This is a genomic window from Neptuniibacter sp. 2_MG-2023 (genome assembly GCF_030547495.1).
GTDB lineage: Bacteria > Pseudomonadota > Gammaproteobacteria > Pseudomonadales > Balneatricaceae > Neptuniibacter.
In genome coordinates this window covers 76,888-98,299 of the sequence record NZ_JAUOQC010000008.1, presented here as the reverse complement: position 1 = coordinate 98,299, position 21,412 = coordinate 76,888, and the positions used below count along the sequence as shown (strand labels likewise).

The following is a 21,412-nucleotide window of genomic DNA, read 5'->3' as shown; positions in this document are numbered from 1 at the left end:
CCCGTGGGGGGAATATCAGGCCAATAACAATGAAGTAGTGATTGATAAGACATTTGGGAAGTCGCGTAGGGTGAGTTCTATCTATTACTGAATTAGCTAATATACATCAAGTGGTGCATATTCAGCACATATCGAGCTGAAAATAGTCTACGAAACTAACTCTAAACTCTGGTTTTTTAACAAAAAATAACAGGTAAATCACACAGCTGGGTAGTATATTGCTTTGATAAATAATCCCTTCTCATAGCAAATGTTTGTTGAACTCCTCCACTAGCAAGGTGGATAGTATCTCTACCGTATTTAGAGTTGATAAGATCCATGCAAGCCATAAGCTCATGATTATCTTTCGTTGGGTTAAATAGATCAGGCTGGTAGGTTTCCTCTGGACACAGGTTCAATAAACCTACACCACATTTATAAAACTTTATTCCAGGGCGATAGATTAAATCCAATAGTTGAGTAGAAACCTTTGCAATCACTGAAGAGTCCGACGTGTATGAGGGAAATGTATGCACTAAAGACCGTCTGAAGTAAGGAGCTGTATCGTGTGGAGAATTGCTCGCAAAGACAAAAATATTCTTTGCCAAACTTTGTTGTTTTCGTAGCTTTCTGGTTGCAATTTCCACGTGCGTTACGATTGCTTGTTTAAGTTGGGTTTTATCGCTAACTCGCTGGCCAAATGAACGAGTGGAAAATATCTCTTTCTTAGGAGATCTGACATCATCCCAAGATAGCTTAACGACCCCATTAAGCTCCTGCACGGTGCTTTCTAGCAAGATGCTAAATTGTTTTCTTATGAGCCCTGAAGGAGCTTGAGCAAGATCCCAAGCAGAGATAATCCCAATATCGTTGAGTCTTTTCCCAATCTTTCTACCGACACCCCATACATCGGTGGTCATCATATTCTTTAAAATATGCTTTCTAGTATTGGCATTATCGATTACAGCAACGCCATTAAACCCCTCAATACGCTTCGCCGCGTGATTGGCCGCTTTTGCCAATGTGGGTGTCGGTGCAACTCCAACAGCAATCGGAAGCCTTACGTGCTTCCAGACCGTCCTGCGGATCTTCTTACCATGACTAAACCAACCCTCTTCAGGCTGGTAATTTTGACCATAAAAGAGGAAGCATTCATCAATACTGTAGATGTGACTATAGGGGGCAAAAGGAGTGCATGTATCCATGAACCGTTGAGACATATCGGCATACAATTCATAATTCGAACTTCTTATAACTGCGCCAGCTTTTTTTAGCTCTTCTCTTACTTGAAAGTAAGGTACAAACTTCTTTCCAATGCCCATCTTCTTTGCAATGCCGCAAGCAGCACATATACAACCGTCGTTATTGGTGAGTACTACAACAGGGCGATGTCGGATTGAAGGATCAAAAATCTTCTCGCAGCTTGCATACATAGAATTAACATCGCAGAGGGCATACATCAGTTAAGCTCCCTGTTAAGAGGTCGATGTAATCGAATAGACCGAGTGACAACACCTTCAACAATGAACTGATCACCATCTTTAATCTGATAGTCTTTTGCACCAGGGGCCGATGAGAGAAGCTTCCTAGCCTTTGTATCAGCAATTTTACAAACGAAGCACCCATTCAATGTAGCAACAATGATATCGCCCGATTTAACAGCCTCTGCGCGTGATACAACTAATAAATCATGAGGGAAAATGCCGACACCTGTCATGGAGTCACCTTCAACAAAGCCAAGATAGGTTGCAGCCGGATGATCAATCAGGATCTGATCTAACGTTAAGCTTAGCTGGGCGTATTCAGTAGCAGGGGACTCGAAACCTGTTATCCCTGCTTGGGCTTTTATGGGGAAGAATTTCAACATATAAATAAAATACCTGTACATATATACAGCCATTCTATCCTAAGAATTGTTGAATGCAATAAATTGACTAATAATTAAATCTAGAAAGTATTTTATGTTGTCTTTAAAAATAGGTAGGAGGAAGTGATAGTTTTTTCCATACAAGCTCATGAAGCTCTTTGCGTGAAACGTTTACCATTTCTAACCTCGTAGGTTTGTATTCAGGTCGAAATCAGATGAGTAATTGCTTCAGGTTGATTCCTAACTGTCAGATGATTGGCTTCAGGAGTGCTTTTAAGCTGACTTTCATCTAGGCAAAGGTTTAAACGCTGAACCACGTATTTAACCAGAGCGTTCCTTGCTTCAATGACCATGAACTTAGCATAAACTGAAAACTGATCCTCCTGCACTGAACCTTGGCTTTTATGATTTTGATCCAGCTGGTTTATTGATGGGGCTGACTAATAATCATGATGCACTCCTTGTTCCAGCTGATGTCTGGGAATGGTCAAAAGAAAATCCGGTTTTTGAGCAAATGAACCAGCCAGATGTTTATTGAAAACAAGGTCAACAGTTGATTTCTGCCAAGATGAAAGCTTATGGTGAAATACAGCAATTACTTACCACAATTAAAAGCCATTCAATCGCGGTGATGCAGGAACATATTGTCGCCAATAATATTCCATTAAAAAATCATTAGGTTGTAAGCGGAAAGTTATTTTTAACTTAACATCAAGACAAGGACAAAGATCAAGTAAGAAAAGCCATAGAAGCTGGGCTACCTAAAATTAAATCGATAAGAAACATCAATTGGAAGCTAGCCACCAAATTTGGCAGTAGCCATTTTATTCGATGAGAGTATTGTTCAAATACAATCAGTGTGGGAATACTTTAGAGAATAATGGTTTTAGCTAACCTTCGAACATCCAAAAGCCCCTGAACAATATAGACATGAATCGGTAGGAGATTGTAACTAAGTGGCACCACAAGGAAATAGTGAAAATCTACAAATGTATTTCTCCGACTTCTTCAACGTTGCACCTGCGGTTGTTGAGGAATATGGAGCATTCGATGTATCTCTCATTAACGATTTACCCTTGTTCGTTGATCCATTTCTTCTCTTTAACAGTGAAAAGCCTGAATACATTGAACTTCATGATCAGATCATCAAATATGTCGGTTTTCTCCGAGATAGGTCTAGTCAGCCTGGTATTCATCCCGGTCTACTAAAAAGTTGGTTTTGTTTTCCAGAAGTTAAACAAAATTGGTTTGGTTATAGCAGTATAGGCAACGGTGGATCAGGCCTAGGCGCTAAATTCGCTACAGCTCTGAATGAAAACCTTCATGCAGTATTCACAGACTTTGGGCAAGAACAAGTAACACAAGGCAGTCATCTAGAGAAACTTTGTCTCATAAGAGGAGGCGTTGGCCGTGATAGCATTAGTGATTTCACTACAAACCTCATTAAAGAATTTCTACTTGATTACACACAGAAGTTTGCTGATCAGTATATTGACGATAGCTTGCTCGAAGAATTTATTGTTCAAAAGGTTTGCTTCAACTATAAAACTCGGACATGGGTTTCTAAATCTTACATACTACCTTCAATTGATGGTGATTATGTTTTGCTTACGCCAAAAGACATCCTCACTAAGGATGACACTTGGATTAATAAAGCCGAGATGTTTGGTAACTTCAACAATATTGTAGATAGCATTCCAAACTCTCAACTTAGGGCACAGCTTAGTGAATACCTGTCGCGTATGTTGCCTGATGATCCCGACCAGAAAGAATTCAATGAAGCTGTAACAAAGACCATACTCAAACACCCCGAGTACATCGATTATTTCATTAAACTTAAAGAAGATACTGGTGATCAGGCCAGTAAGGTAAGTGAAATGAAGGTGGCAGATACTGAGCGTCTATTCATAGTTCAGGCCAAGGATCTTGTAGTTACCATTAATGGTGAAAGTGAATTCTATAACCATCCAAGTGACACATTTGAAGAAGCCTACCAGAAAGTACTGTTTTTAAAGCAAGTAATCGAAAGCAACGATGGTTATCGATTTTTCTACAATAACGATGAGCCTATTAAGCGTGAATCTGATCTTCAGTTGTTATTTAAATTGACGTGGCATGCAAGTCCTTCCAGCACAGACGCTGAAGTTAATAATGGGAGAGGGCCAGTCGATTTCAAAATTTCACGAGGAGCCAAAGATAGTACCCTCGTCGAGTTTAAACTGGCTTCTAATACCAAACTAAAGCAAAATCTAAAACACCAAGTCGAAGTATATAAAGAAGCCAATCAGACCAATAAAGCTATTAAAGTTATTCTGTATTTTTCTTTTAAAGAATATCAGCGAGTTAAAAAAATCCTGACTGAGCTGGATCTTAAAGAAGGTAAAGAAATTGTTCTGATTGATGCTCAACAAGACAACAAAATATCTGCATCTAACATAACTGATGCTCAGCTCGATCTGCTATCGAGTGATAAGGAATAGAGAAATATTAATGAGTGAACAACTAACGCTTCAACAACCTTAGGTAAGCACTATAAATTAAAGGTTGTAACAGGGCCTTATAAGCCCGTTAAGCTCATTAACGGGTATTTACACCGAATGGCTCTGAAGAACCTCATATCATTAGAAACGCACTGATTAGATGGTATAAAACCAAAGCCACTGAAAGACTGAATGACAAGGTTAATCGCCTGAGCACTACAATTGGTGTTAAGCCGAGTTCTGTATCCTTACAGGCTTTCAAGTCCCGCTGGGGAAGCTGCACACCAAGTGGCGAATTGTTTTTAATTGGAAAATTATCATGGCACCCAGTTCAGTATGTGATTACGTTGTTGCGCATGAGTTGTGCCACTTAGTTCACCATGATCACTCTGAACGTTTCTGGAAAAAGTTAGAGCAGGCCATGCCTGATTACCAACGACAGAAAGAACGGCTTAGAGATATAGCGCATCGTTTAGACATCTAACCAAGATTCAGCGCTGCTGAGTGCTTGTAAATGGAGCTATACCCACAAAAGCAAATTCTTTAAACCTCTCCGCACCAGATATTTAAAAATAATGACAAGTACTCATATTACCTACAAGACTCATTCTAGCGGGCTTTGACGTAAATATTACTTTATTTAAAATGACTTATGAACGGCTTCACCTTGCTGGAGGAATAGACCCGTGAAGCCGGAAGCCACACTAGCTTGCACAAAAAACGATACCTTACCCGTGAAAAAGTATTTCTGAGCGCTCTCTGCACGTAAATTTATACGAAATTAGAAACCATGTTTCTGGTCACAGGGATGGATCAGCCGAGAAGATTTGCTTTGGCAGGGCTTGTAGTGAAATAGAGTTATTTCTAATTTCGATAAATTAGTTCAATTTTAAATTGGAATTCACACATAATGTGCAATCCAAGCTTTTTCCAAACTGGTGCTTGAGGAATTTAGGGAGCTGTAGAGAGAAGAGTACAAACCACTTTTAACTGCGAATCCAGCTTAAGACCACATTTTGGGAAAATCCAAACTTTCGCCAAATAAATGGATATATCTTAATTATTAGTTAATTATGGTATACATTATATTAAAATAAGTTAGCAGCCTATCTCTATCATTTCAAGCTTGTGATTTTAATGAAGGGATAGGATGAAAGTGCATTACTCATGGATTGCTATCGATAATGGATATTCGCTTCGTTACAAAAAATCCTCATAAAGCCCAAGAAGTTGAGACTATTCTTAGCGGTCTTGGAGTCTCAATCATTCCTACCCCTTTGGAAATTCACGAAATACAAACTGAGGATATCTACGATATTGCCCGTGACAAAATCCTTAAAGCCTTTAAGCAAATAAGTAGACCTGTTTTCGTGGAGCACACGGGTCTATACATCGATAGCCTCAAAGGGTTTCCAGGTGGGTTAACACAAGTTTTTTGGGATAAGTTGGAAGCCGACAATTTTTCAAAGCTATTAGGCCAGCTAGACAACACAGACCTTAAGGCAAAGACGGTGATTGCTTATTGCGATTCAAAAAAACTACACATTTTTGAAGGTGTAGTAGAAGGTAATATCGCACCAGAGCCAAGAGGTAATAGAGATTTTCAGTGGGACTGCGTTTTCATTCCCAAAGGGTATGATCAAACGTATGCTGAATTGGGTGATATCAAAAATGATATTTCAATGAGGAAAATAGCATTTGATCGGTTCAGGGATTTTCTGCTTGAGGAGGCTCTGTGATGGATGATCTGCACGAGTCATACAGAAATGGAAATGTCATACTTTTTGTTGGTGCAGGTGTATCTAAAAACTTAGGTCTACCTTCTTGGTCTGAACTCACTGCGCATATAGCAAAGGAGCTTGGATATGAACCAGAAATTTTCAACACTTTTGGTGATAACCTTGCCTTAGCTGAGTACTACAAAGTAAAAAAGGGGAACATCGGTCCGCTTAGAAGCTGGATGGATACCAACTGGCATGACAAGTCTATCAAACTAGAAGACTCAAACATTCATAGGTTAATAGCCACCTCAAATTTCCCAATCATTTATACGACTAACTATGACCGCTGGATCGAAAAGTCATTCGAACTGTATGATCAGGAATATACCAAGATTGCTGCTGTTTCGGACATTCCAAATATCAAGGAAGGTCTCACGCAGATAATTAAGTTTCATGGTGACTTTGATAATGACGAGTCCATTGTATTAGATGAGTCTAGTTACTATGAACGCCTTGAGTTTGAAACCCCTCTCGATATAAAACTTCGGTCAGATGTATTGGGTAAATCTGTACTATTTATCGGTTATAGCCTTACTGATGTAAATTTACGTTTTCTTTTCTACAAACTTGCAAAATTATGGCGATCAAATGGTATAGCAAGCGGTCAACCTAGATCCTATGTGTTTACGAATCGCCCAAATCTAATTCAAGAAGCAATCTTAGACCAGTGGGGGATAACTATGATTACCTCTACAGAGGACCATCCTGAAGTTGCACTTAACAATTTCCTGGGCTCTTTCAGATAACTTTGATCTCCCTCCAAGGAATAAAGGAGCACAATATGTACGACAGCGAAACAAAGGACTATGCGAAGGAGCAAGAAGCAAAACTCGAAAAATTAGAGTATCGAGTTTATCAATCGGATGATGGCCGCTCTGAAGGTCGGCAAGAGCTGATGAGGGACTATGCAAGGGTATTATATTCATCTTCGTTTCGCAGACTACAAGGAAAAATGCAGCTATTGGGCATTGATGCCAACAAGTTCAATAGAAATCGCCTAACTCACAGCCTTGAAGTCGCACAAATTGCTAGGTCTATCGCTATGGATCTAGATCTAAAAGACTCTGTAGTAACTGAAACGGCTTCCCTTGCGCATGATATTGGCAATCCTCCCTTTGGGCATTATGGCGAGGTTGTTCTTAATGAACTGAGCCATGGTTGCGGCGGCTATGAAGGTAATGCCCAAGCATTTAGAATTCTTAGAACCCTAGAAAAGAAACACCATGCATACGATGGGTTAAATCTAAATATCCGTACTTTAATGGCTGTTACTAAATACTTTTTTAACAAAAGCCAAAATGATGAAAAATTTTTGTACGACGATGATTATGATTTCTTGTTTGCTGAACAGCAAAAGCAAGATATTGCAATTAAGAAAAGCATTGATGCCGAAATCATGGATCTAGCTGATGAAATTGCTTATGCAGCACATGACCTTGAAGATGCGTTGAGTTTTGGGATGATCAGCTTAGGAGAAATAGTCCACGAATTTAAAATTAGTGATAGGTTTAAAGATGCTCTCCCCGAAATGCAGAAATTGGCACGATATGTACAAGCAGAGGCAATGAAATCTGAGCGTTCACAGACCTCTGAGGAATACGCAATAGTCCTGAAGAAAGAGCTGACGTCCAGAATTGTAAATATGCTTTGTTCAGATATAGGGTTAGTTGATGGCCAGCTTGGTTACAAGCAACATTCTCAGTTAGCAAAAGGGCTCAAAAAATTACTATTCAAAGCAATTCTGAGAAAGAAAGATATACAACTCTACGAAAGACGAGGAGAGCAGATAATCAGAGGACTATTCGAAGTATATAGCGATGAAAAATACAACCACAACAACATACTTCTACCTCCTGAACTCAGATCATTGAAGGACTGTAAAACGCGCCTAGTTACCGACTATATTTCAGGAATGATGGACTCCTATGCCGCCCAGGAATATGAAAAATATTTTGGTATTAATAGCCTAGAGAAGTTGTATTTCAAAAGTTAACTATTCACTCTTAGGAGCCTGTTTAACCAGTTTATAGTTAGGACAATGGCCTGATGGGAGAGATATAAAGGAAGCTTATGGGTTCAGTCAAACAGTACTATATGGAATTGGCGGAAGAACAGATTGAGCAGGAAAAAGAAGTCTATATTCGTTCTATTTTGAATGATGAAGAGGCTGATGAATCCCATCCTAAATGGGAAGCTTTATCCAACGATTTCTACGAAGACCATGAACGCCGTAGGGCTGCAGATGAAGACTTTGCAGAAGCTCAATGGTCTATAAAAAATGAACCGCTTGTTCTCTTCAACAATACCGTTAACGATTTGAATGAATCTTATAAGGTACTTGAATCTTTCCAAGCTTCAGAGGAGCAGCCTTGGCAGTTCAAAATGCTGTATTCATATGGAATAACTATTCTAGAAGCCTATCTATATGAACTTGCCGTTCATCTCGTAAGAACACATCCTACTTGTTTGAACAATTTTGTGTCTGACAAAGATATAAGCAAAGCCCTGTCTTTTGAAAAATACCCATTACATGAAATTTTAAAAGACCCAGATTTTGTCTTATCCACTGTAATCAATTCTCTCTCGAATGTTCTATATCACAACATTTGGAAGTCAGTGAAAATATTTGAGGGAATGATAAATCAGAAATTTGAAATAGACATCACCGACATAAAACAGGCCTGCTCAATTAGGCACGACTTAGTACACAGGAATGGTAAAACCGTTGGCGGTGAAATTATCGAAGTAAACTACGAGCTTGTCTCCAATGCATACGTAGCAATTTATAACTTCATACGTCAGATCGATAAAAAAATCACATCGTCGATCCCATCTTGTAAACAATAGCTTGATAAATTGACCTCACCCAACCCAGTCATTAGTTCAGCTAATATTTGATCTGCCATCAAAGTTCTAAATTGATAGACGCACATTAGCACTGAATTTAAAAGATGTTGAGTTAAATACGAATGATGAGCCCAGCGATGTTGGCCAAACTGCCGTTCTCAGATATTCATTTTGAAGGTGTATTTGGTCTGTTTGATGATGGTGTGGTGATGGACCTGAGAAATCGAATTAAAGGAATTGAGGCTTTAGCGGTTGGAAAATAGAGCATTAAAGATATTTAATTATTTATAGCCTTGTTGATATTAATACATATGCAGGGCTTTGTATTTCATTTCATATCAATATGTTACAAGTACTTTTAAATGCTATTTCATGCAAATAAAACTTACAGACAAGTTATGTCTATCCCTAAATACAACGACATTATGCGTTACCTTGATAATCATGGAGAGCAAAAATTCAGAAGCCTGGAGCTCGAGAGTTTGAACTGTCTGACGAGGAAGTAGCTCAGGAATATGACTCAGGTAATGGCACTGTATTTTTGGACAGAATCAGTTGGGCGCTTAGTTATTTGACCAATAGCGGACTGGCAGAAAGACCACGCAGAGGCGTCTACAAAAATACCGATAAGGCTCAACGGTTTCTGAATAAAAGTTCTGAGGAGATTCAGCAGTTTGTAAAAGATCAAATGGCACTGAGAGCGGCTGAGCAGAAAGCGGAGCAGGGAGTTGAGGACGACAGACCTGAACTGCTGCCTACAAGCAATCAAACACCGCAAGAGTTGCTGAATGCAGCGCATGAGAGCATCCGTCAGTCTACATATGATCAGATCATCGATACCGTACTCAGTAAAACGCCATTAGAGTTTGAAGGACTTGCCGCACGATCTAATTTAACCCTGAATAAGCCTAAATGCGGAAAAGATTCGACGGTGGTTTTTGTACTGACGCTTTAGTACTGCAATCAAATCCACAAATGGCGGGGCCGGGGCCTATGAACATTTTCACAAGTACAAACTTTTCTAAATTCAGTTTGGATGTGGACTGGATTGCAAACAGTATCAACCTTTAGGCATAACAGATTCACTAAACTGGACAAAGAGTCATTTGAATCTGAAAACAACAACCGACAAATGGACGCTGACACATAACGCTAAAAAAAAGGATTTATAAGTCATTGATTATAGGTAGTGGCCTGAAACGGCCTGTACACATAATGCTAAAGTTTTTAGAAGAAACATTAGCCTTATCGAGATTTATACCCCCAATTTGGTAGCAGGTTAGTAACCGATATGCATAAATTGACCGTCTTGTTAGGAATGGAATATCACCATATAACTAAATACCTTTTTATTATTTATTATATAATTTTGTTATCGAAATTAACTAACTGGATATACAGTGCCTGATAACATTATTAACTTATTAAAGTTAAGCCGCTCTTCAGACATATCCAAATTGAAGTTGCCCGAGCTCATCATTCTTTGTTCCCTGTTCAAACATAAAACAGGGAAATGGGTGCCCCTGTGTGCACTCAGCGATCTGTATCATAATAATAGCCAAGCAAGTAATAGTTTCAGTCGTTCCCTTACAAAACTTTCACAGAATGACTGGATCACCACACGTAAAGACTCTGAAGATGGCAAAAACAAACAATTGCGGCTCTCAGTGAAAGGCCGCAAGCGGATTCAGAAGATTCTTGCTGATGAACAGTGTTCGTTTTTTGAGAATGATAATCCCCCTTCACTGAGCATCGATAACTTCCTACCGAAGACAAGCCCCCGCCATTATTTAACAGGCATGTCTGCTCTTAACATTCCATCAAATGAAGGAACAGGTGATTGGCATTTTATTGAAACTTTCGAAGGGGGTTCCCGTAGTACACTTGGGCCGTTTTTTATTGCAGGTGACGATTATTCAGATACTTATGAGTTCCTTGGGCTAGATGGAATAAAAGAGGTTTCAGAAGTCCTACGGAAAGCTGGTTTGTCAGTAAACGATAAACTTTTTGCGGCTAATCATTACAGGGCAATGATCGATATGATATATGACAAGCTGACTAAAGGTCTTACTCTCGAATCGTACAAAGCGGATGACTGGTTCCCTAGAAAAAGGGACAAAGAAAAGCTTGGTCAATATATCAAAAAAATTTACTACTCTATTGATCCAGTAAAACAACAAAGACTTGAAGAGTGGATGATACTTAATCATGTTGAATGAAATAGGGCATACATTTACGCCGCTTCAGGCTCAGCATGTAGATATAATGGCAAGAATATCTCAAGAGTTTAGTGATACACCGATGGTACTGAAAGGAGGCACTGCGCTGCTCCTTTGCTATGGGTTAGATCGGTACAGTGAGGATTTAGATTTCGATTCTACTACTTACATAAATCCGGAAAAAAAAATTAAAGCAGCCTTTTCTGAAACGAAATTCCTCCTCCACAAAATTGATAATGTTAAAAAGACAGATTCTGTTAGGCGGTGGAAAATCTATTACGAAGGGCCAGCAGGAAATCTACCCCTTAAGTTCGAAGTCTCCTATAGGAAAGAGCGCATTCCATCGAATCTAGTTACTAATATTAATGGGGTACAAGTCTATATCAAAGAAGAGCTTATCAACCAAAAATTGAGTGCAGCTAAGCAGCGGGCTAAGGTAAGAGATCTCTTTGATCTAAGCTATCTTTCAAACATGTTCGGTCATTGCTTTGATGAGCAACAGATAAAGGGTTTGAATGAACTTGCTGGTGATGTCAATATCTTGGAATCACGCTATAAAGCCGATCACCTAGAAGATAGTACTCTCAAAGGAATAGATCTCGAAGAGTTGGTGTTGGAACTTAACCAGTTGGCAGAAGAATTAGGTGAATCACTGAATTTATGAGACAGGGCAACCTAAACCAAATATCTTACTCAATAATGTTATCCCAATTACAGCACCGAATGTTGAAGACATGGATTTGTCTGCCGAGAACTGAGCGTAGCTAAGGTAAGAGATCCCTTTGGTCTAAGCTATCTTGCAAACTTGTATTTACCAAAGAAATATTCATCATGTCCGGCTTTTTTGGTTTGTTGCAGAGAGTAGGGACCATAATGTTCTCCCGTATCTGCTAAAGGTCTATATTTGTAAGATTGATTTTGTGGAATCACAATATTAACACTGTTCCTGTGACCTCTTAATATAGCAACATCAATCATACAACTCTGCTCGGGTAATGCTTGATGTTTACTTAGATAATCGAATAAGCTCTCAGCAGGGGCTTGACCATCTTTTAAATCGATTTTTAACCTGTCAAGGAAACATAAAATATTAAAGAAAAGTCCCCATAATTCAATTTTATACAAAACACTTACGACAACCGCTGGCAGAGGAACGAGTATTGTGTGGTAAGTATCAATACACCCAAAGGCATCTGTTTGAATGCCCTCAATATTTGCGTAAGGCTTAATAGAGGGTATTAGGGGGATATTTTTATATAGCGTATCTCTATAAAGATAACCAAAGTCCAGTTCAGACCAGTCGCGATAGCCATTTTTCCGCTTAGCCATTAATTCTTGCCAGATACAGTATGCTAAAAAGTAAATATTGCTTCCATTAAATAAGCGTGTCATATCAAATAAAAAAGGCTCCTCTGAGTATGATTCATCTTTTAATGTACCTTCAATGAATTTAAATATTTTATATCTGGTATCGGCAATCAAAGACGCTTCTAATTTACAATCAGTATTGTTAACGGACGTTACATCTTGAAGGCGGATATATTCAGTTTCTATTACATTAAAAATATAAGCAGGCTCGATCTTTACACCCGACAGCTGAAGAGGACTACGGAGTGACCTGTGATATGCACTAAACAGTGATGGCATCAGCGGATTATAAAGGTCTACTGTATTTTGTGATTGAGACATCCAAGGTGGTGCATTGATACTCAGTATAGAGCCTTTAGTTTTATCGTGTATTGCAACTAGCGCTTTGATCGCCTGCAGCCTAGATAGGTTCGAGGGGACGTCATAGAGCTTCCTGACTGCAATATCACCATAAGAAGCTCGACAGCCACATTCACGACAATTTCTAGTACGTAGTGCCTCCTTATTCGGCCATGGTTGATTGCAATGCGTACAATGTGTTGATAGTGGTATGTTGTGAAGTGGGCACGTCTGTATCCAGGGAAGCTCATAGAGCTCCGAGTGAAAAAAATAATATGCACATATTGGACAATTTTTGCTTATCTTTTTAGGAACGGCTGTATACGGTTTGTGTCCTCTGAAAACATGTTTAGCCTCGGACATTGAAAGGACTGGATTAGAAAGTAAAAAGCGGCGCCAGCATGCATAACCACTCAAATGGCATTGATGTATGCTTGATGCATAGTGAGATACATTAGCCATAAACGCTACTCAACATAGATTTGATACCTGAAGCATTTAAGCTGTGAATTACCATACTTTTTAATGCCGCCTCAGATTGACAATCATAGCGAGGTAAATAGTCGAGTAGAAGAATCTTAATAAAACGGGAAAAGTACTCCATACCCCACGATTGGGATGAACCATAACCTTTAAACTGCTCGTTGTATAATTCCCAGATCAAGTCTGTCATCTGGTGTAATCTAAACCCATTACGGAAGGCCTCAGGGATACAGCTCTCAGTGAGTGAATCCTTATGATACCCCCCATGCTCGGTATCCCCTTGATCTAAAAATTTTAAACAACTCTGCAACTCTAGCGAGCTTTTTATTCCATAAAAAAGATGCACATTATTAAAAAAACGCTCCCGAATATATTTGTTTTCTGGCCTCATCAATGCCGACGCCATAGGGCTAAATGTGTCTTGATTGGCAACAAAAATCATTAAGCAGTTTACTTTTTCTTCATTGAGCATATTATGCAATTCAGCAAACACACTGAGCTGCATAATAGATAAGAACTGCACTTCATCCGAAATCAAAATGACTTGATGGGTGTCGTTTTGCATTGCGGCTTCTGTTAGCCAGAATGCCACTTGGCTTGATAATTCTTCTGCAGTGACCCTGCTGTTTTTGGATTAATACCGGTCGATTTTGCGATTTTCATCCACGCTTCACGTATGGTTTTATTATCTCTTTCACCAAAAATAACGCGATGAATGGGTACTCCTTGCCCTATGCGTGAAGGAATACTGGTGGATAGCTCTTGAATTGCTCTACTTTTCCCCGTTCGTGATTCACCTAGTACAAGCCCTCCTGTAAATCCACACCATAACCAATTCTGTATTGTCTCATGAAGCATTTGAGACATGAGTGTTGGGATATAAAATTCGCTGGCATTATAAAGCTGAGTGCTAGACGTCATAATGTATTCCTATTTTTAACCATCTCTGCACTCCATTCAGGGATGCCGTCGAGAGAGGAAAACGCCTTTGTTTTCCTGGGTTCTTTTTCAATTGGATACATCTGATTATTAAACTCGTACTCGCGAGTTAGCTTAATCATTTTAAGTGCTTCTGCAGGTATATATCTATGTTCTAAAAGGTAATCAAAATAGCCGCCGAGGGGGTCCTCTCGTTTTATTCGTTCACCCTTAATCAATTTATTGATTATTTTTCGTGTTTTAAGCCCGTGTCTAAAACGTTGCCAAGCCTTAGGTGCTACCAATAACCCAAGAGGCTGTCCATCAAGGGTATAGGCGACAAGAGTACGAATGTCTCTACGATCATATTCAATCAAAATTTCTTTATTAATCAAATCAACATTGTTGAGATTGTTTCCGTTATATCGTGCCCCTTGAAAATTGATAAAAGGGCTTCTACATTCTCGCTTTGGTTTACGAACAGTGACAACCTGACGTGTATGAAACGGTTTGAACGTGTTACCAAACAGTTTGGGGCGCAACGGAATCATCATATTACTAAGTTGATACTTCCAGACCTCTAGTGCTGAAGAGCCACCAAGGTTACCTTGGCTGCTTGCATTCTCATTAGCTAATAAAACATCAATAACTTCTTCTAAAGTCGACAGTGGGATAATAGGTGCTTTCGCTTTATGCTTTCTAGGTTCTGCTTTGGAATCTTGAGAATGGCTTCCGCTAGTTGATGGGAAACGGTGTAGCCCTTCATTTAGTTGTTTAAAAGCCTGTTCAATGATGTTCCGCGCTTTAGGAGTCCTGACTAAACCAAAATTGATTGTCGCACCACAATATTGGAGGAGTAATGATCGAACAGTGTTGGCTTTATGAATTAATGCATTATCTAGGCGTACAATACCGAGTGTCACGCGACTTGATGCGCCATCGTCCCCTGTAGGGAAGCCAGCATTGGGCAAATAGCTCAACCCTGGTGTTTTGAGTTCTCTTGGCTTCCAGGGACTATGGATTTTTTCTAATAGCGACAAGATATCATCTTGGTTTGGGGATCCCGTTAAAGCGAGCGTAAAGCCTAAATGACAGTTTGAACCCACGTCTCGAGCTAATAGCAATGAAATACGGGAAAGGCGTAATGGTTCTATCACATCATTGAAGATAATTCCGACCTGCCCGTGTACATGAACAAGGTGTTCATCAATTTGAATTTCTTGGCCGATACGCATACTTGACTGGGTTGGTAATATGACCCGTGCAGATGTTTTTGGAAGCGTGAGCATGATTACCTGTTTATTCAAATAGCGGCGTAATGATTGGTAGCCTAAAGAAGCCTCTGTAAAAGGGTAAGTGTCCTGTGGCCATTTTTGATTTTTGAGATAGCGAATGAAAGCTTGATGGAAGACACGCGGTGTTAGGTTTTGTCCACGCCGTAAACGCCGTACATACCCCTTAATAAGCTTATCGAGATAAACCTTAAGATTAGGTAAAGCTTCCAACAGGTGAGAAAATGAACCTCGTGCCCCATGCTTTTTTTGATGGGTACTCAAAGGAGTAAAGCGTTTCATAGGTTGTAATCTATTGCCTGGTATAAGCCCTCTAGACAGCAATGGCGGAGTATCTTCATCCCCCCCGAGTGCGCGTTGAAGTATTTGCGTTACTCGGCTTGAGCTAAGCCCGTATTCACATGCTAATTGGTGTAGTGGCTCACCTTGCAAGGCCCGTGAAAGCAATGACCAATTTCGGTTAAAAAGCTTACGCTTCTTTTGAGTCATACCGACAAAGATATCCACTGTTGGCCAGTTCTCTATATCTTGCCATTGTGGCTCTTGTTGCAATCGCTGCCGCCAAGTTATGCGCAACGTTTGAGTACCGTATCATAGGAGATAGGTTGCTTTGATAAATCGATGACGAGGCGGTGCCGATAGATTAAACGGTAAAGAGCTATTTCCTGGAATCCCTCTGCCTCTTTGTGGCCTGGAAGTAAAATATCACCAATCACCGGATCATCCGAATAACTAACGCATTTCTGCCAAGTTTTAAACTCCAATGCCTCAGTATCTAGGCCATATTCATTTGCGCATACAAGTACCTGAATAATGGGTAGCCAATTTAACGCTTTATGTTCATGCGCAAGAACCTCTTCATTCGAAATCACCTTAAATATCATATTATGGTAATCAAAATAAGCGGCAGCAACACGCTGTTTTTCCTCGTCCATTAATCCTTGTGGTTTGAGTTCAAATACATACTCCTTATCATTACGAAGTATATAAAAATCAGGTATATACCTCTTATTATTAATATGTAACACAAACGGTTGAGGCACAAATGACCGTACATTTGGATCGATTTCCAACTGTAGTGCATAAAGGTACTCAGCGAAGCTATGGAAAGTGGCTATACCAGGATATTTCAGAAAGCGCTGCTGATAACAATCAGCGGATGTAAGAAGTTTTATGCTGGTATGTTGCTGGTTAGGAATAAGAGATTCGGTACGTACCTTACCAATCTGCGAGAGCGTTTTGGGGTCATTTATGGTGATTGAATGGGGCATCGTAACCCTCCGAAATTTCGTAGTATTACGAGCTTAGTCCAACATAGTGATTATAACAGGACGGATCTTGCACCATTATTCAGTAATTTGGTGCATGAATTTTTTTCCTGATAATCGCATGTTCCACGGCCATAAATGATATTTTTCTTAGCTATACTTGTTCTAAATTGAACCATTGAGCTTAGACAAATGGAACATTTTCCTCGCAACCACTGTGCATTTCCACGACCACCTGTAGACAGGCTCTATACAGCATCACGAACACGCGGTAACACGTTTCCTATTCAAGTCATTGATATTGACTGGGGAAGCTTAATCACGAAACGTCCTATCATACTGGCGACTGTAGAAAATATGCCTAACTACTTACTTCACCCTGAAGTCATCACGTTACTTGAACAAGAAGCCCATCCGACCTATCGATTAATTATGGATTTGATGTGGACCTTAGGGGCAAGGGTTTCCGAAGTACTTGCATTACGTCCGATCGACTTTATAGATGATGGGTATGATGTTGGAGTCATTCTTCATTCGCTGAAACAAGGCGGGGGCAGACCAACTAATTCACAAAAAAAAAGATACCCTAGACGTTATATTCCGATCAAAGAGCCGCTACTGATTGATCGCCTCAACACTTACCTAGCTGAACACCCATGCCGAAAAAATCGACGTATGTTTACCATGTGTAGGCAAACAGTCAATCGCCACATTAACTCGCTGGTAGATAGAATAGGGCAGATGCCTGTTCCTATTAGCGCAAATACATTCCGACACTCCTTTGCCGTGCATTTAATGTTGCATGGCCGTCCTCTTAAATATATCAGCCAGCTCCTCGGTCATAAATCGATAGAGAGTACTGAAATCTATACTAATGTCTTGAACAGCGATAGTAGGCATTTTCTGGAAGGAATCGACTTTCATTAAGACTAACGCGTCGATTCAGATAATATGGGAGGTTAGTTTAAAAACTATCTACAGTTAAAAACTTTTATTGGATAATTGTTCATTTTTTTATTTACCCTAACGTAATTATTCAAATAATGGAGAGCAACCTCATGGATAAAAAGCAAATCTGCAGGGCTGCAATAAATTTGGAGCTAGAAAATGAAGCCAAAATTGACTTCAAAATCAAAGCCAAGCAGTTTGTAAAAACCTACGGCCAGATGGCTTCAATAGCGCCGTAAAGATGAGCTAGAGCTATACAAGTTGTTTGCTGGTGATGACGCCTTTAAATCGTCATGGAAGCAGAGCATTCAGCGAATTGTGGATATGTAGAACTAAAGCGTACGGTTATGCAATGAAACACAAGATACTGCAACCTCTAAGTCAAACCCCAGGATCAAGGGGTCATTAGTTAGATAACCAATAAATTATTGGATAAAAAGGCTACTCAATTCTTACCTGAGTAAGCAGGATGGTGCTTCCATCAAAGATGAAAATCAATTTGATGCAACTTAAACCTCAAGCGCATATCAAACAAATTATATTATTTGATTCTTCGCGCTTGATGCTCGCTCCATATTATCTGAATCGACATACAATTCATCAGTGGTTCTGATACTGCCGTGGCCAAGGTCTGCCTGCACATGAGATAGCTCCCTACCTGCTGCAACTTCCATTGATGCTCCTGTATGCCTCAACCAATGGGTCGTAGCAGCACGAAGCTCTAATGCTTCTACTTCAAAACCATCCTTTAACAAAGAGTCACAGCTCTCGGTGAAGGCTTGTTCAACGATGTTTCGAATCTGCCTGCTACCAATACCTCGATTACGTACTCTTGATTCAATAACGGGTTCTATAGAGTCTTTAGAGGGTAGGGGAGGCAAGCCTCGGTATTCACGGTAGCGTTTTAGAAACTGTAAGTATTCGTTAGAAATAGATACATCCCGTTCTTTAGAGCCTTTGCCATAGGTGCGATACCACCAATTTCCTTCATGATCTCGATGGTAATGAGCCATTATCGGTAACCAATTAGGGCGCTCAGACAGTTCAGAAATACGAAGCTTGAGAGACTTTAAAGTAGCAATAACAAAAAGCGTTCGTTCATGCTTTGAATCTGCGTCTGCCATTGCTATGGCGGTGTTAAGCAGATATTCCCACTGTAATTCAGAAAGGCGCTTAGCAGTCTTAATGCCGGTTTCATGACGTAAGTAGGGGCAATTTTTCTTAACAATAGGGATATGATTCCCTGACGCGTAATCTTCTGCCATCAAGTAGTTGAAATAGACACTGAGGTTGGAAAATAAACCCTGCCACGATTTAGTGTTTAAACGGCCTTTTCCTGCACCGGTTAAACGGAAAGGACGCCAGCGATCATTAGCTTCTCGCTTACCATTAACAGTGAGAAATCGTCTTTCAGTATTATCTGCTTGCCAACTAGAATCAGGTTTGGCAACAAAATCCGTATATTCCTCAAGATCACGTCTGCGTAATTCTACAACTGATTTACGTTTAATCAGCCATGACCACAGTAGCAGCCTTTCAGCATCACCTCGAAACTTGTCGTAGGTATCCTGACTTTTCTTGCTGTAGCTAGTCAAAAAATCCTTTGTATAACGGTAATCATCAACTGCACCTTTAATATTAAGGCCCAGAACAAATTCCTCTACTGTAGGTGATTGATCAGGGAATACTGCGCTTCTGGAAATCTGATTAAAGAATTTAGCGGAATCGTAAAGGGGCAAGCCAGGGAAGGGATTATTCGACACAGATAACAGGCCTTTGACAAATTATAAGAATTTAAAGCAATTATAAATTTCCAAGATTCTAATTACCAGTAGTGTCTACTACTGGTAATTAATTGTATGCCGTGCTGCAAGAAAATAAAACCGATGCACACCATACTTATGAGCCCTGGAGATAAATGTATGATCTATCTATTTGCACTGAAAACATCCCAAAGCCGTTAACGACTAAACATGTTTGCTCTAAGCTATACCGTGATCCGAAATCATACAGACCTGACTCCGTATTTACTTTTGAAAAACTGCATATTGAGCTAATAGAAAAATACAAACTAAGTTTTTTCTAAAATTAAGTTATCAATATCTATATAGAGGATAAGCTTCAATACAATTCATCAGGGCTCGTAAAACTTCTAATCAGAAAAACCATTAACATCCCGTAGATATTACACACGTACAGTGAATGTTGTTAACCGTGATTACTACCCACAAATCTATTTCTTTAGCACTGTCCGTGCGAGAGAGCACACATTTGTACAATGCGCCTCAAAACTTCTCATTAGGTAATATGATCACCTTGTTAGTGTCATAGGCACTTATAGCTTAATTTTACGGTTACCGAATTTATACCTTTGTGTAAAACTTTAGCGCTTTGTGTAAAAAAGTTTAGCGTTATGTGTAAACGTCCAAAAGGGAAAGCGACCTATACCTAGATAATTACCCTATTTAACATAATATATATTATGCGAATATATTATTATGGCTATATAGGGGGCTACAGATTAGCTAATGCTTACTATTATTTGGATTGATTTGTTTTTTAGCGCTGATTATTGAGCTATTAACTCGCTCAATTTCGCGGCTATGCGTGGTAATTTAAGCTCGCTTTAGGCGTGAGATACTGGTGTATCTGGTGCTTGATAGCTGCACAGTAATGCTGGGTGAAGATTTATAAATTCGCCAGTTATATCTGATTCAACAATGAGCATTGAGGGTTCTGGCGCTACCGCACGAAGCTTGGCGACAACCTCATAAGCTTGGTATTTATGTAATTTAAACGTATTGGATTCATATAGATCGGCGTCTAACATAACGCTATCTCCGATAGATATCTCATTCCATAGAAACTCAGTTTCCATATGCAGCTCAGTAAAATCTAAAACGCTCATGGTGCACCCACCTTATGAGTAGTTATATTTTTAAGCTTGGACGATACCGTGACGAATTGCGAGGTGAACGAGTTCAGAGTTATTACTAATGGATAGTTTTCTAAAAATATTAGTACGATGCGCATGTATAGTTTTAGGGCTTAGGAATATCTCTTCAGCAACCTGTGAAACCGTCCTTCCCTCTGCAAGCAAAGCAAAAATCTGAAGCTCGCGCTTAGTCAGGTTACCAATGGACGCTGCTTCAGTGGAGCCATCACCATTGATTCGGGTGCGCATCTCTTCAGTAATATACTCTTCACCATTATGAATTGCTTTAACGGCAGCTAGTAGCTCATCAGGAGCGCAGCGCTTAGTAAGGAACCCTTTAGCGCCCGCATTAACTACATGCGCAGGAAACGGATCGATCTCCATTGCAGTTAACACAAGCACTTTAGCTTTAGCATCATGGGATATTATTCTGCGAATTGCTTCCAATCCACCATTTAGATTATGGCAAGCCTCATCGCTAGTAGACGAATCGTTAGGCATATTTAAGTCCATAACAACAACATCAGGCGCGTGAGTGGCATACATATCACATGCAGACTGGCCGTTATCCGCTTCACCAACTATCTCAATGCTATCATCAGATATTAGCAAACGTTGAAATCCCGCCCTTACCAAAGGATGGTCATCAACAAGGAGAATCTTAATTGGATCAGTCATCTATTTTCCT

The 21,412-nt window shown here is 39.7% G+C and carries 21 protein-coding genes and 1 pseudogene; 12 read left to right on the top strand and 10 right to left on the bottom strand.

What is annotated here, in order from left to right; genetic code table 11:
• Window positions 1-176: 176 nt before the first annotated feature.
• The gene (locus tag Q4486_RS09645; protein WP_303519228.1) at window positions 177-1,439 is read right to left on the bottom strand and encodes a Y-family DNA polymerase; all 1,263 of its coding nucleotides are present in this window, start codon (window positions 1,437-1,439) and stop codon (window positions 177-179) included.
• On the bottom strand, window positions 1,439-1,846 hold the full coding sequence (locus tag Q4486_RS09640) for a LexA family transcriptional regulator (protein ID WP_303519227.1): 408 nt from the start codon (window positions 1,844-1,846) through the stop codon (window positions 1,439-1,441). The genes Q4486_RS09645 and Q4486_RS09640 overlap by 1 nt, the downstream gene beginning before the upstream one ends.
• A gap of 956 nt (window positions 1,847-2,802) precedes the next feature.
• Between Q4486_RS09640 and Q4486_RS09635 the strand changes: the two genes are divergently transcribed.
• The 10 genes and pseudogenes from Q4486_RS09635 to Q4486_RS09590 all read left to right on the top strand — a co-directional run bounded on the left by Q4486_RS09635 (window position 2,803) and on the right by Q4486_RS09590 (window position 11,837).
• Window positions 2,803-4,326, top strand: coding sequence for a hypothetical protein (locus Q4486_RS09635; protein ID WP_303519226.1), 1,524 nt, complete (start codon window positions 2,803-2,805; stop codon window positions 4,324-4,326).
• Between the two features lie 137 nt (window positions 4,327-4,463).
• Window positions 4,464-4,810: pseudogene (locus Q4486_RS15765) on the top strand (M48 family metallopeptidase).
• Between the two features lie 700 nt (window positions 4,811-5,510).
• Window positions 5,511-6,065 (top strand): non-canonical purine NTP pyrophosphatase, encoded by a 555-nt coding sequence (locus tag Q4486_RS09625; protein WP_303519225.1) that lies wholly within the window; start codon window positions 5,511-5,513, stop codon window positions 6,063-6,065.
• On the top strand, window positions 6,065-6,853 hold the full coding sequence (locus Q4486_RS09620; protein WP_303519279.1) for an SIR2 family protein: 789 nt from the start codon (window positions 6,065-6,067) through the stop codon (window positions 6,851-6,853). Before Q4486_RS09625 ends, Q4486_RS09620 begins: the two co-directional genes overlap by 1 nt.
• 35 nt (window positions 6,854-6,888) lie before the next feature.
• A complete protein-coding gene (gene dgt, locus Q4486_RS09615; protein ID WP_303519224.1) occupies window positions 6,889-8,100 on the top strand; it encodes a dGTP triphosphohydrolase in 1,212 nt (403 codons plus the stop codon).
• Between the two features lie 77 nt (window positions 8,101-8,177).
• Window positions 8,178-8,954 carry a hypothetical protein gene (locus tag Q4486_RS09610; RefSeq protein ID WP_303519223.1) on the top strand — a complete coding sequence of 259 codons (777 nt, stop codon included), beginning with the start codon at window positions 8,178-8,180 and terminating at the stop codon, window positions 8,952-8,954.
• Window positions 8,955-9,076: 122 nt separating this feature from the next.
• Window positions 9,077-9,217, top strand: a complete 141-nt coding sequence (locus tag Q4486_RS09605) for a hypothetical protein (RefSeq protein WP_303519221.1) — start codon at window positions 9,077-9,079, stop codon at window positions 9,215-9,217.
• Between the two features lie 194 nt (window positions 9,218-9,411).
• Entirely contained in the window at window positions 9,412-9,909 is a 498-nt protein-coding gene (locus Q4486_RS09600) for a winged helix-turn-helix domain-containing protein (RefSeq protein ID WP_303519278.1), read from the top strand.
• Between the two features lie 445 nt (window positions 9,910-10,354).
• On the top strand, window positions 10,355-11,173 hold the full coding sequence (locus tag Q4486_RS09595; RefSeq protein WP_303519220.1) for a MarR family winged helix-turn-helix transcriptional regulator: 819 nt from the start codon (window positions 10,355-10,357) through the stop codon (window positions 11,171-11,173).
• The gene (locus Q4486_RS09590; RefSeq protein ID WP_303519219.1) at window positions 11,163-11,837 is read left to right on the top strand and encodes a nucleotidyl transferase AbiEii/AbiGii toxin family protein; all 675 of its coding nucleotides are present in this window, start codon (window positions 11,163-11,165) and stop codon (window positions 11,835-11,837) included. Before Q4486_RS09595 ends, Q4486_RS09590 begins: the two co-directional genes overlap by 11 nt.
• A gap of 128 nt (window positions 11,838-11,965) precedes the next feature.
• Here Q4486_RS09590 and Q4486_RS09585 read toward each other — a convergent pair whose 3' ends face one another.
• The 5 genes from Q4486_RS09585 to Q4486_RS09565 form a co-directional block, all read right to left on the bottom strand.
• Window positions 11,966-12,862 carry a hypothetical protein gene (locus tag Q4486_RS09585; RefSeq protein WP_303519217.1) on the bottom strand — a complete coding sequence of 299 codons (897 nt, stop codon included), beginning with the start codon at window positions 12,860-12,862 and terminating at the stop codon, window positions 11,966-11,968.
• 472 nt (window positions 12,863-13,334) lie between these two features.
• Entirely contained in the window at window positions 13,335-13,955 is a 621-nt protein-coding gene (locus Q4486_RS09580) for a hypothetical protein (protein ID WP_303519215.1), read from the bottom strand.
• Window positions 13,940-14,284, bottom strand: coding sequence for a hypothetical protein (locus tag Q4486_RS09575; RefSeq protein ID WP_303519214.1), 345 nt, complete (start codon window positions 14,282-14,284; stop codon window positions 13,940-13,942). The genes Q4486_RS09580 and Q4486_RS09575 overlap by 16 nt, the downstream gene beginning before the upstream one ends.
• The gene (locus tag Q4486_RS09570) at window positions 14,281-16,125 is read right to left on the bottom strand and encodes a hypothetical protein (RefSeq protein ID WP_303519213.1); all 1,845 of its coding nucleotides are present in this window, start codon (window positions 16,123-16,125) and stop codon (window positions 14,281-14,283) included. Before Q4486_RS09570 ends, Q4486_RS09575 begins: the two co-directional genes overlap by 4 nt.
• A 14-nt stretch (window positions 16,126-16,139) precedes the next feature.
• The gene (locus tag Q4486_RS09565; RefSeq protein WP_303519212.1) at window positions 16,140-16,844 is read right to left on the bottom strand and encodes a TnsA endonuclease N-terminal domain-containing protein; all 705 of its coding nucleotides are present in this window, start codon (window positions 16,842-16,844) and stop codon (window positions 16,140-16,142) included.
• A gap of 189 nt (window positions 16,845-17,033) precedes the next feature.
• On the opposite strand from Q4486_RS09565, the gene Q4486_RS09560 reads away from it, so the two are divergent.
• Together Q4486_RS09560 and Q4486_RS09555 are read left to right on the top strand one after the other, a co-directional pair.
• The gene (locus tag Q4486_RS09560; RefSeq protein ID WP_303519211.1) at window positions 17,034-17,768 is read left to right on the top strand and encodes a site-specific integrase; all 735 of its coding nucleotides are present in this window, start codon (window positions 17,034-17,036) and stop codon (window positions 17,766-17,768) included.
• A 131-nt stretch (window positions 17,769-17,899) separates the two neighbouring features.
• Window positions 17,900-18,028 carry a hypothetical protein gene (locus Q4486_RS09555; protein WP_303519210.1) on the top strand — a complete coding sequence of 43 codons (129 nt, stop codon included), beginning with the start codon at window positions 17,900-17,902 and terminating at the stop codon, window positions 18,026-18,028.
• 297 nt (window positions 18,029-18,325) lie between these two features.
• Here the strand turns inward: Q4486_RS09555 and Q4486_RS09550 are convergent, their stop codons facing one another.
• The 3 genes from Q4486_RS09550 to Q4486_RS09540 all read right to left on the bottom strand — a co-directional run bounded on the left by Q4486_RS09550 (window position 18,326) and on the right by Q4486_RS09540 (window position 21,402).
• Window positions 18,326-19,552 (bottom strand): site-specific integrase, encoded by a 1,227-nt coding sequence (locus tag Q4486_RS09550; RefSeq protein ID WP_303519208.1) that lies wholly within the window; start codon window positions 19,550-19,552, stop codon window positions 18,326-18,328.
• Window positions 19,553-20,415: 863 nt separating this feature from the next.
• Window positions 20,416-20,697, bottom strand: a complete 282-nt coding sequence (locus tag Q4486_RS09545; RefSeq protein ID WP_303417977.1) for a hypothetical protein — start codon at window positions 20,695-20,697, stop codon at window positions 20,416-20,418.
• 30 nt (window positions 20,698-20,727) lie between these two features.
• Window positions 20,728-21,402 (bottom strand): response regulator transcription factor, encoded by a 675-nt coding sequence (locus Q4486_RS09540; RefSeq protein ID WP_303417976.1) that lies wholly within the window; start codon window positions 21,400-21,402, stop codon window positions 20,728-20,730.
• Window positions 21,403-21,412 lie beyond the last annotated feature (10 nt).

Excerpts from the sequence above, each read along its gene's own strand:
- Q4486_RS09590 (WP_303519219.1), top strand. The coding sequence starts at position 11,163 with ATGTTGAATGAAATAGGGCATACATTTACGCCGCTTCAGGCTCAGCAT.
- Q4486_RS09555 (WP_303519210.1), top strand. The coding sequence starts at position 17,900 with ATGGATAAAAAGCAAATCTGCAGGGCTGCAATAAATTTGGAGCTAGAA.
- Q4486_RS09610 (WP_303519223.1), top strand. The coding sequence starts at position 8,178 with ATGGGTTCAGTCAAACAGTACTATATGGAATTGGCGGAAGAACAGATT.
- dgt (WP_303519224.1), top strand. The coding sequence starts at position 6,889 with ATGTACGACAGCGAAACAAAGGACTATGCGAAGGAGCAAGAAGCAAAA.
- Q4486_RS09540 (WP_303417976.1), bottom strand. The coding sequence starts at position 21,402 with ATGACTGATCCAATTAAGATTCTCCTTGTTGATGACCATCCTTTGGTA.
- Q4486_RS09545 (WP_303417977.1), bottom strand. The coding sequence starts at position 20,697 with ATGAGCGTTTTAGATTTTACTGAGCTGCATATGGAAACTGAGTTTCTA.
- Q4486_RS09585 (WP_303519217.1), bottom strand. The coding sequence starts at position 12,862 with ATGTCTCAATCACAAAATACAGTAGACCTTTATAATCCGCTGATGCCA.
- Q4486_RS09625 (WP_303519225.1), top strand. The coding sequence starts at position 5,511 with ATGGATATTCGCTTCGTTACAAAAAATCCTCATAAAGCCCAAGAAGTT.
- Q4486_RS09560 (WP_303519211.1), top strand. The coding sequence starts at position 17,034 with ATGGAACATTTTCCTCGCAACCACTGTGCATTTCCACGACCACCTGTA.
- Q4486_RS09640 (WP_303519227.1), bottom strand. The coding sequence starts at position 1,846 with ATGTTGAAATTCTTCCCCATAAAAGCCCAAGCAGGGATAACAGGTTTC.
- Q4486_RS09620 (WP_303519279.1), top strand. The coding sequence starts at position 6,065 with ATGGATGATCTGCACGAGTCATACAGAAATGGAAATGTCATACTTTTT.
- Q4486_RS09565 (WP_303519212.1), bottom strand. The coding sequence starts at position 16,844 with ATGCCCCATTCAATCACCATAAATGACCCCAAAACGCTCTCGCAGATT.
- Q4486_RS09575 (WP_303519214.1), bottom strand. The coding sequence starts at position 14,284 with ATGACGTCTAGCACTCAGCTTTATAATGCCAGCGAATTTTATATCCCA.
- Q4486_RS09645 (WP_303519228.1), bottom strand. The coding sequence starts at position 1,439 with ATGTATGCCCTCTGCGATGTTAATTCTATGTATGCAAGCTGCGAGAAG.
- Q4486_RS09605 (WP_303519221.1), top strand. The coding sequence starts at position 9,077 with ATGATGAGCCCAGCGATGTTGGCCAAACTGCCGTTCTCAGATATTCAT.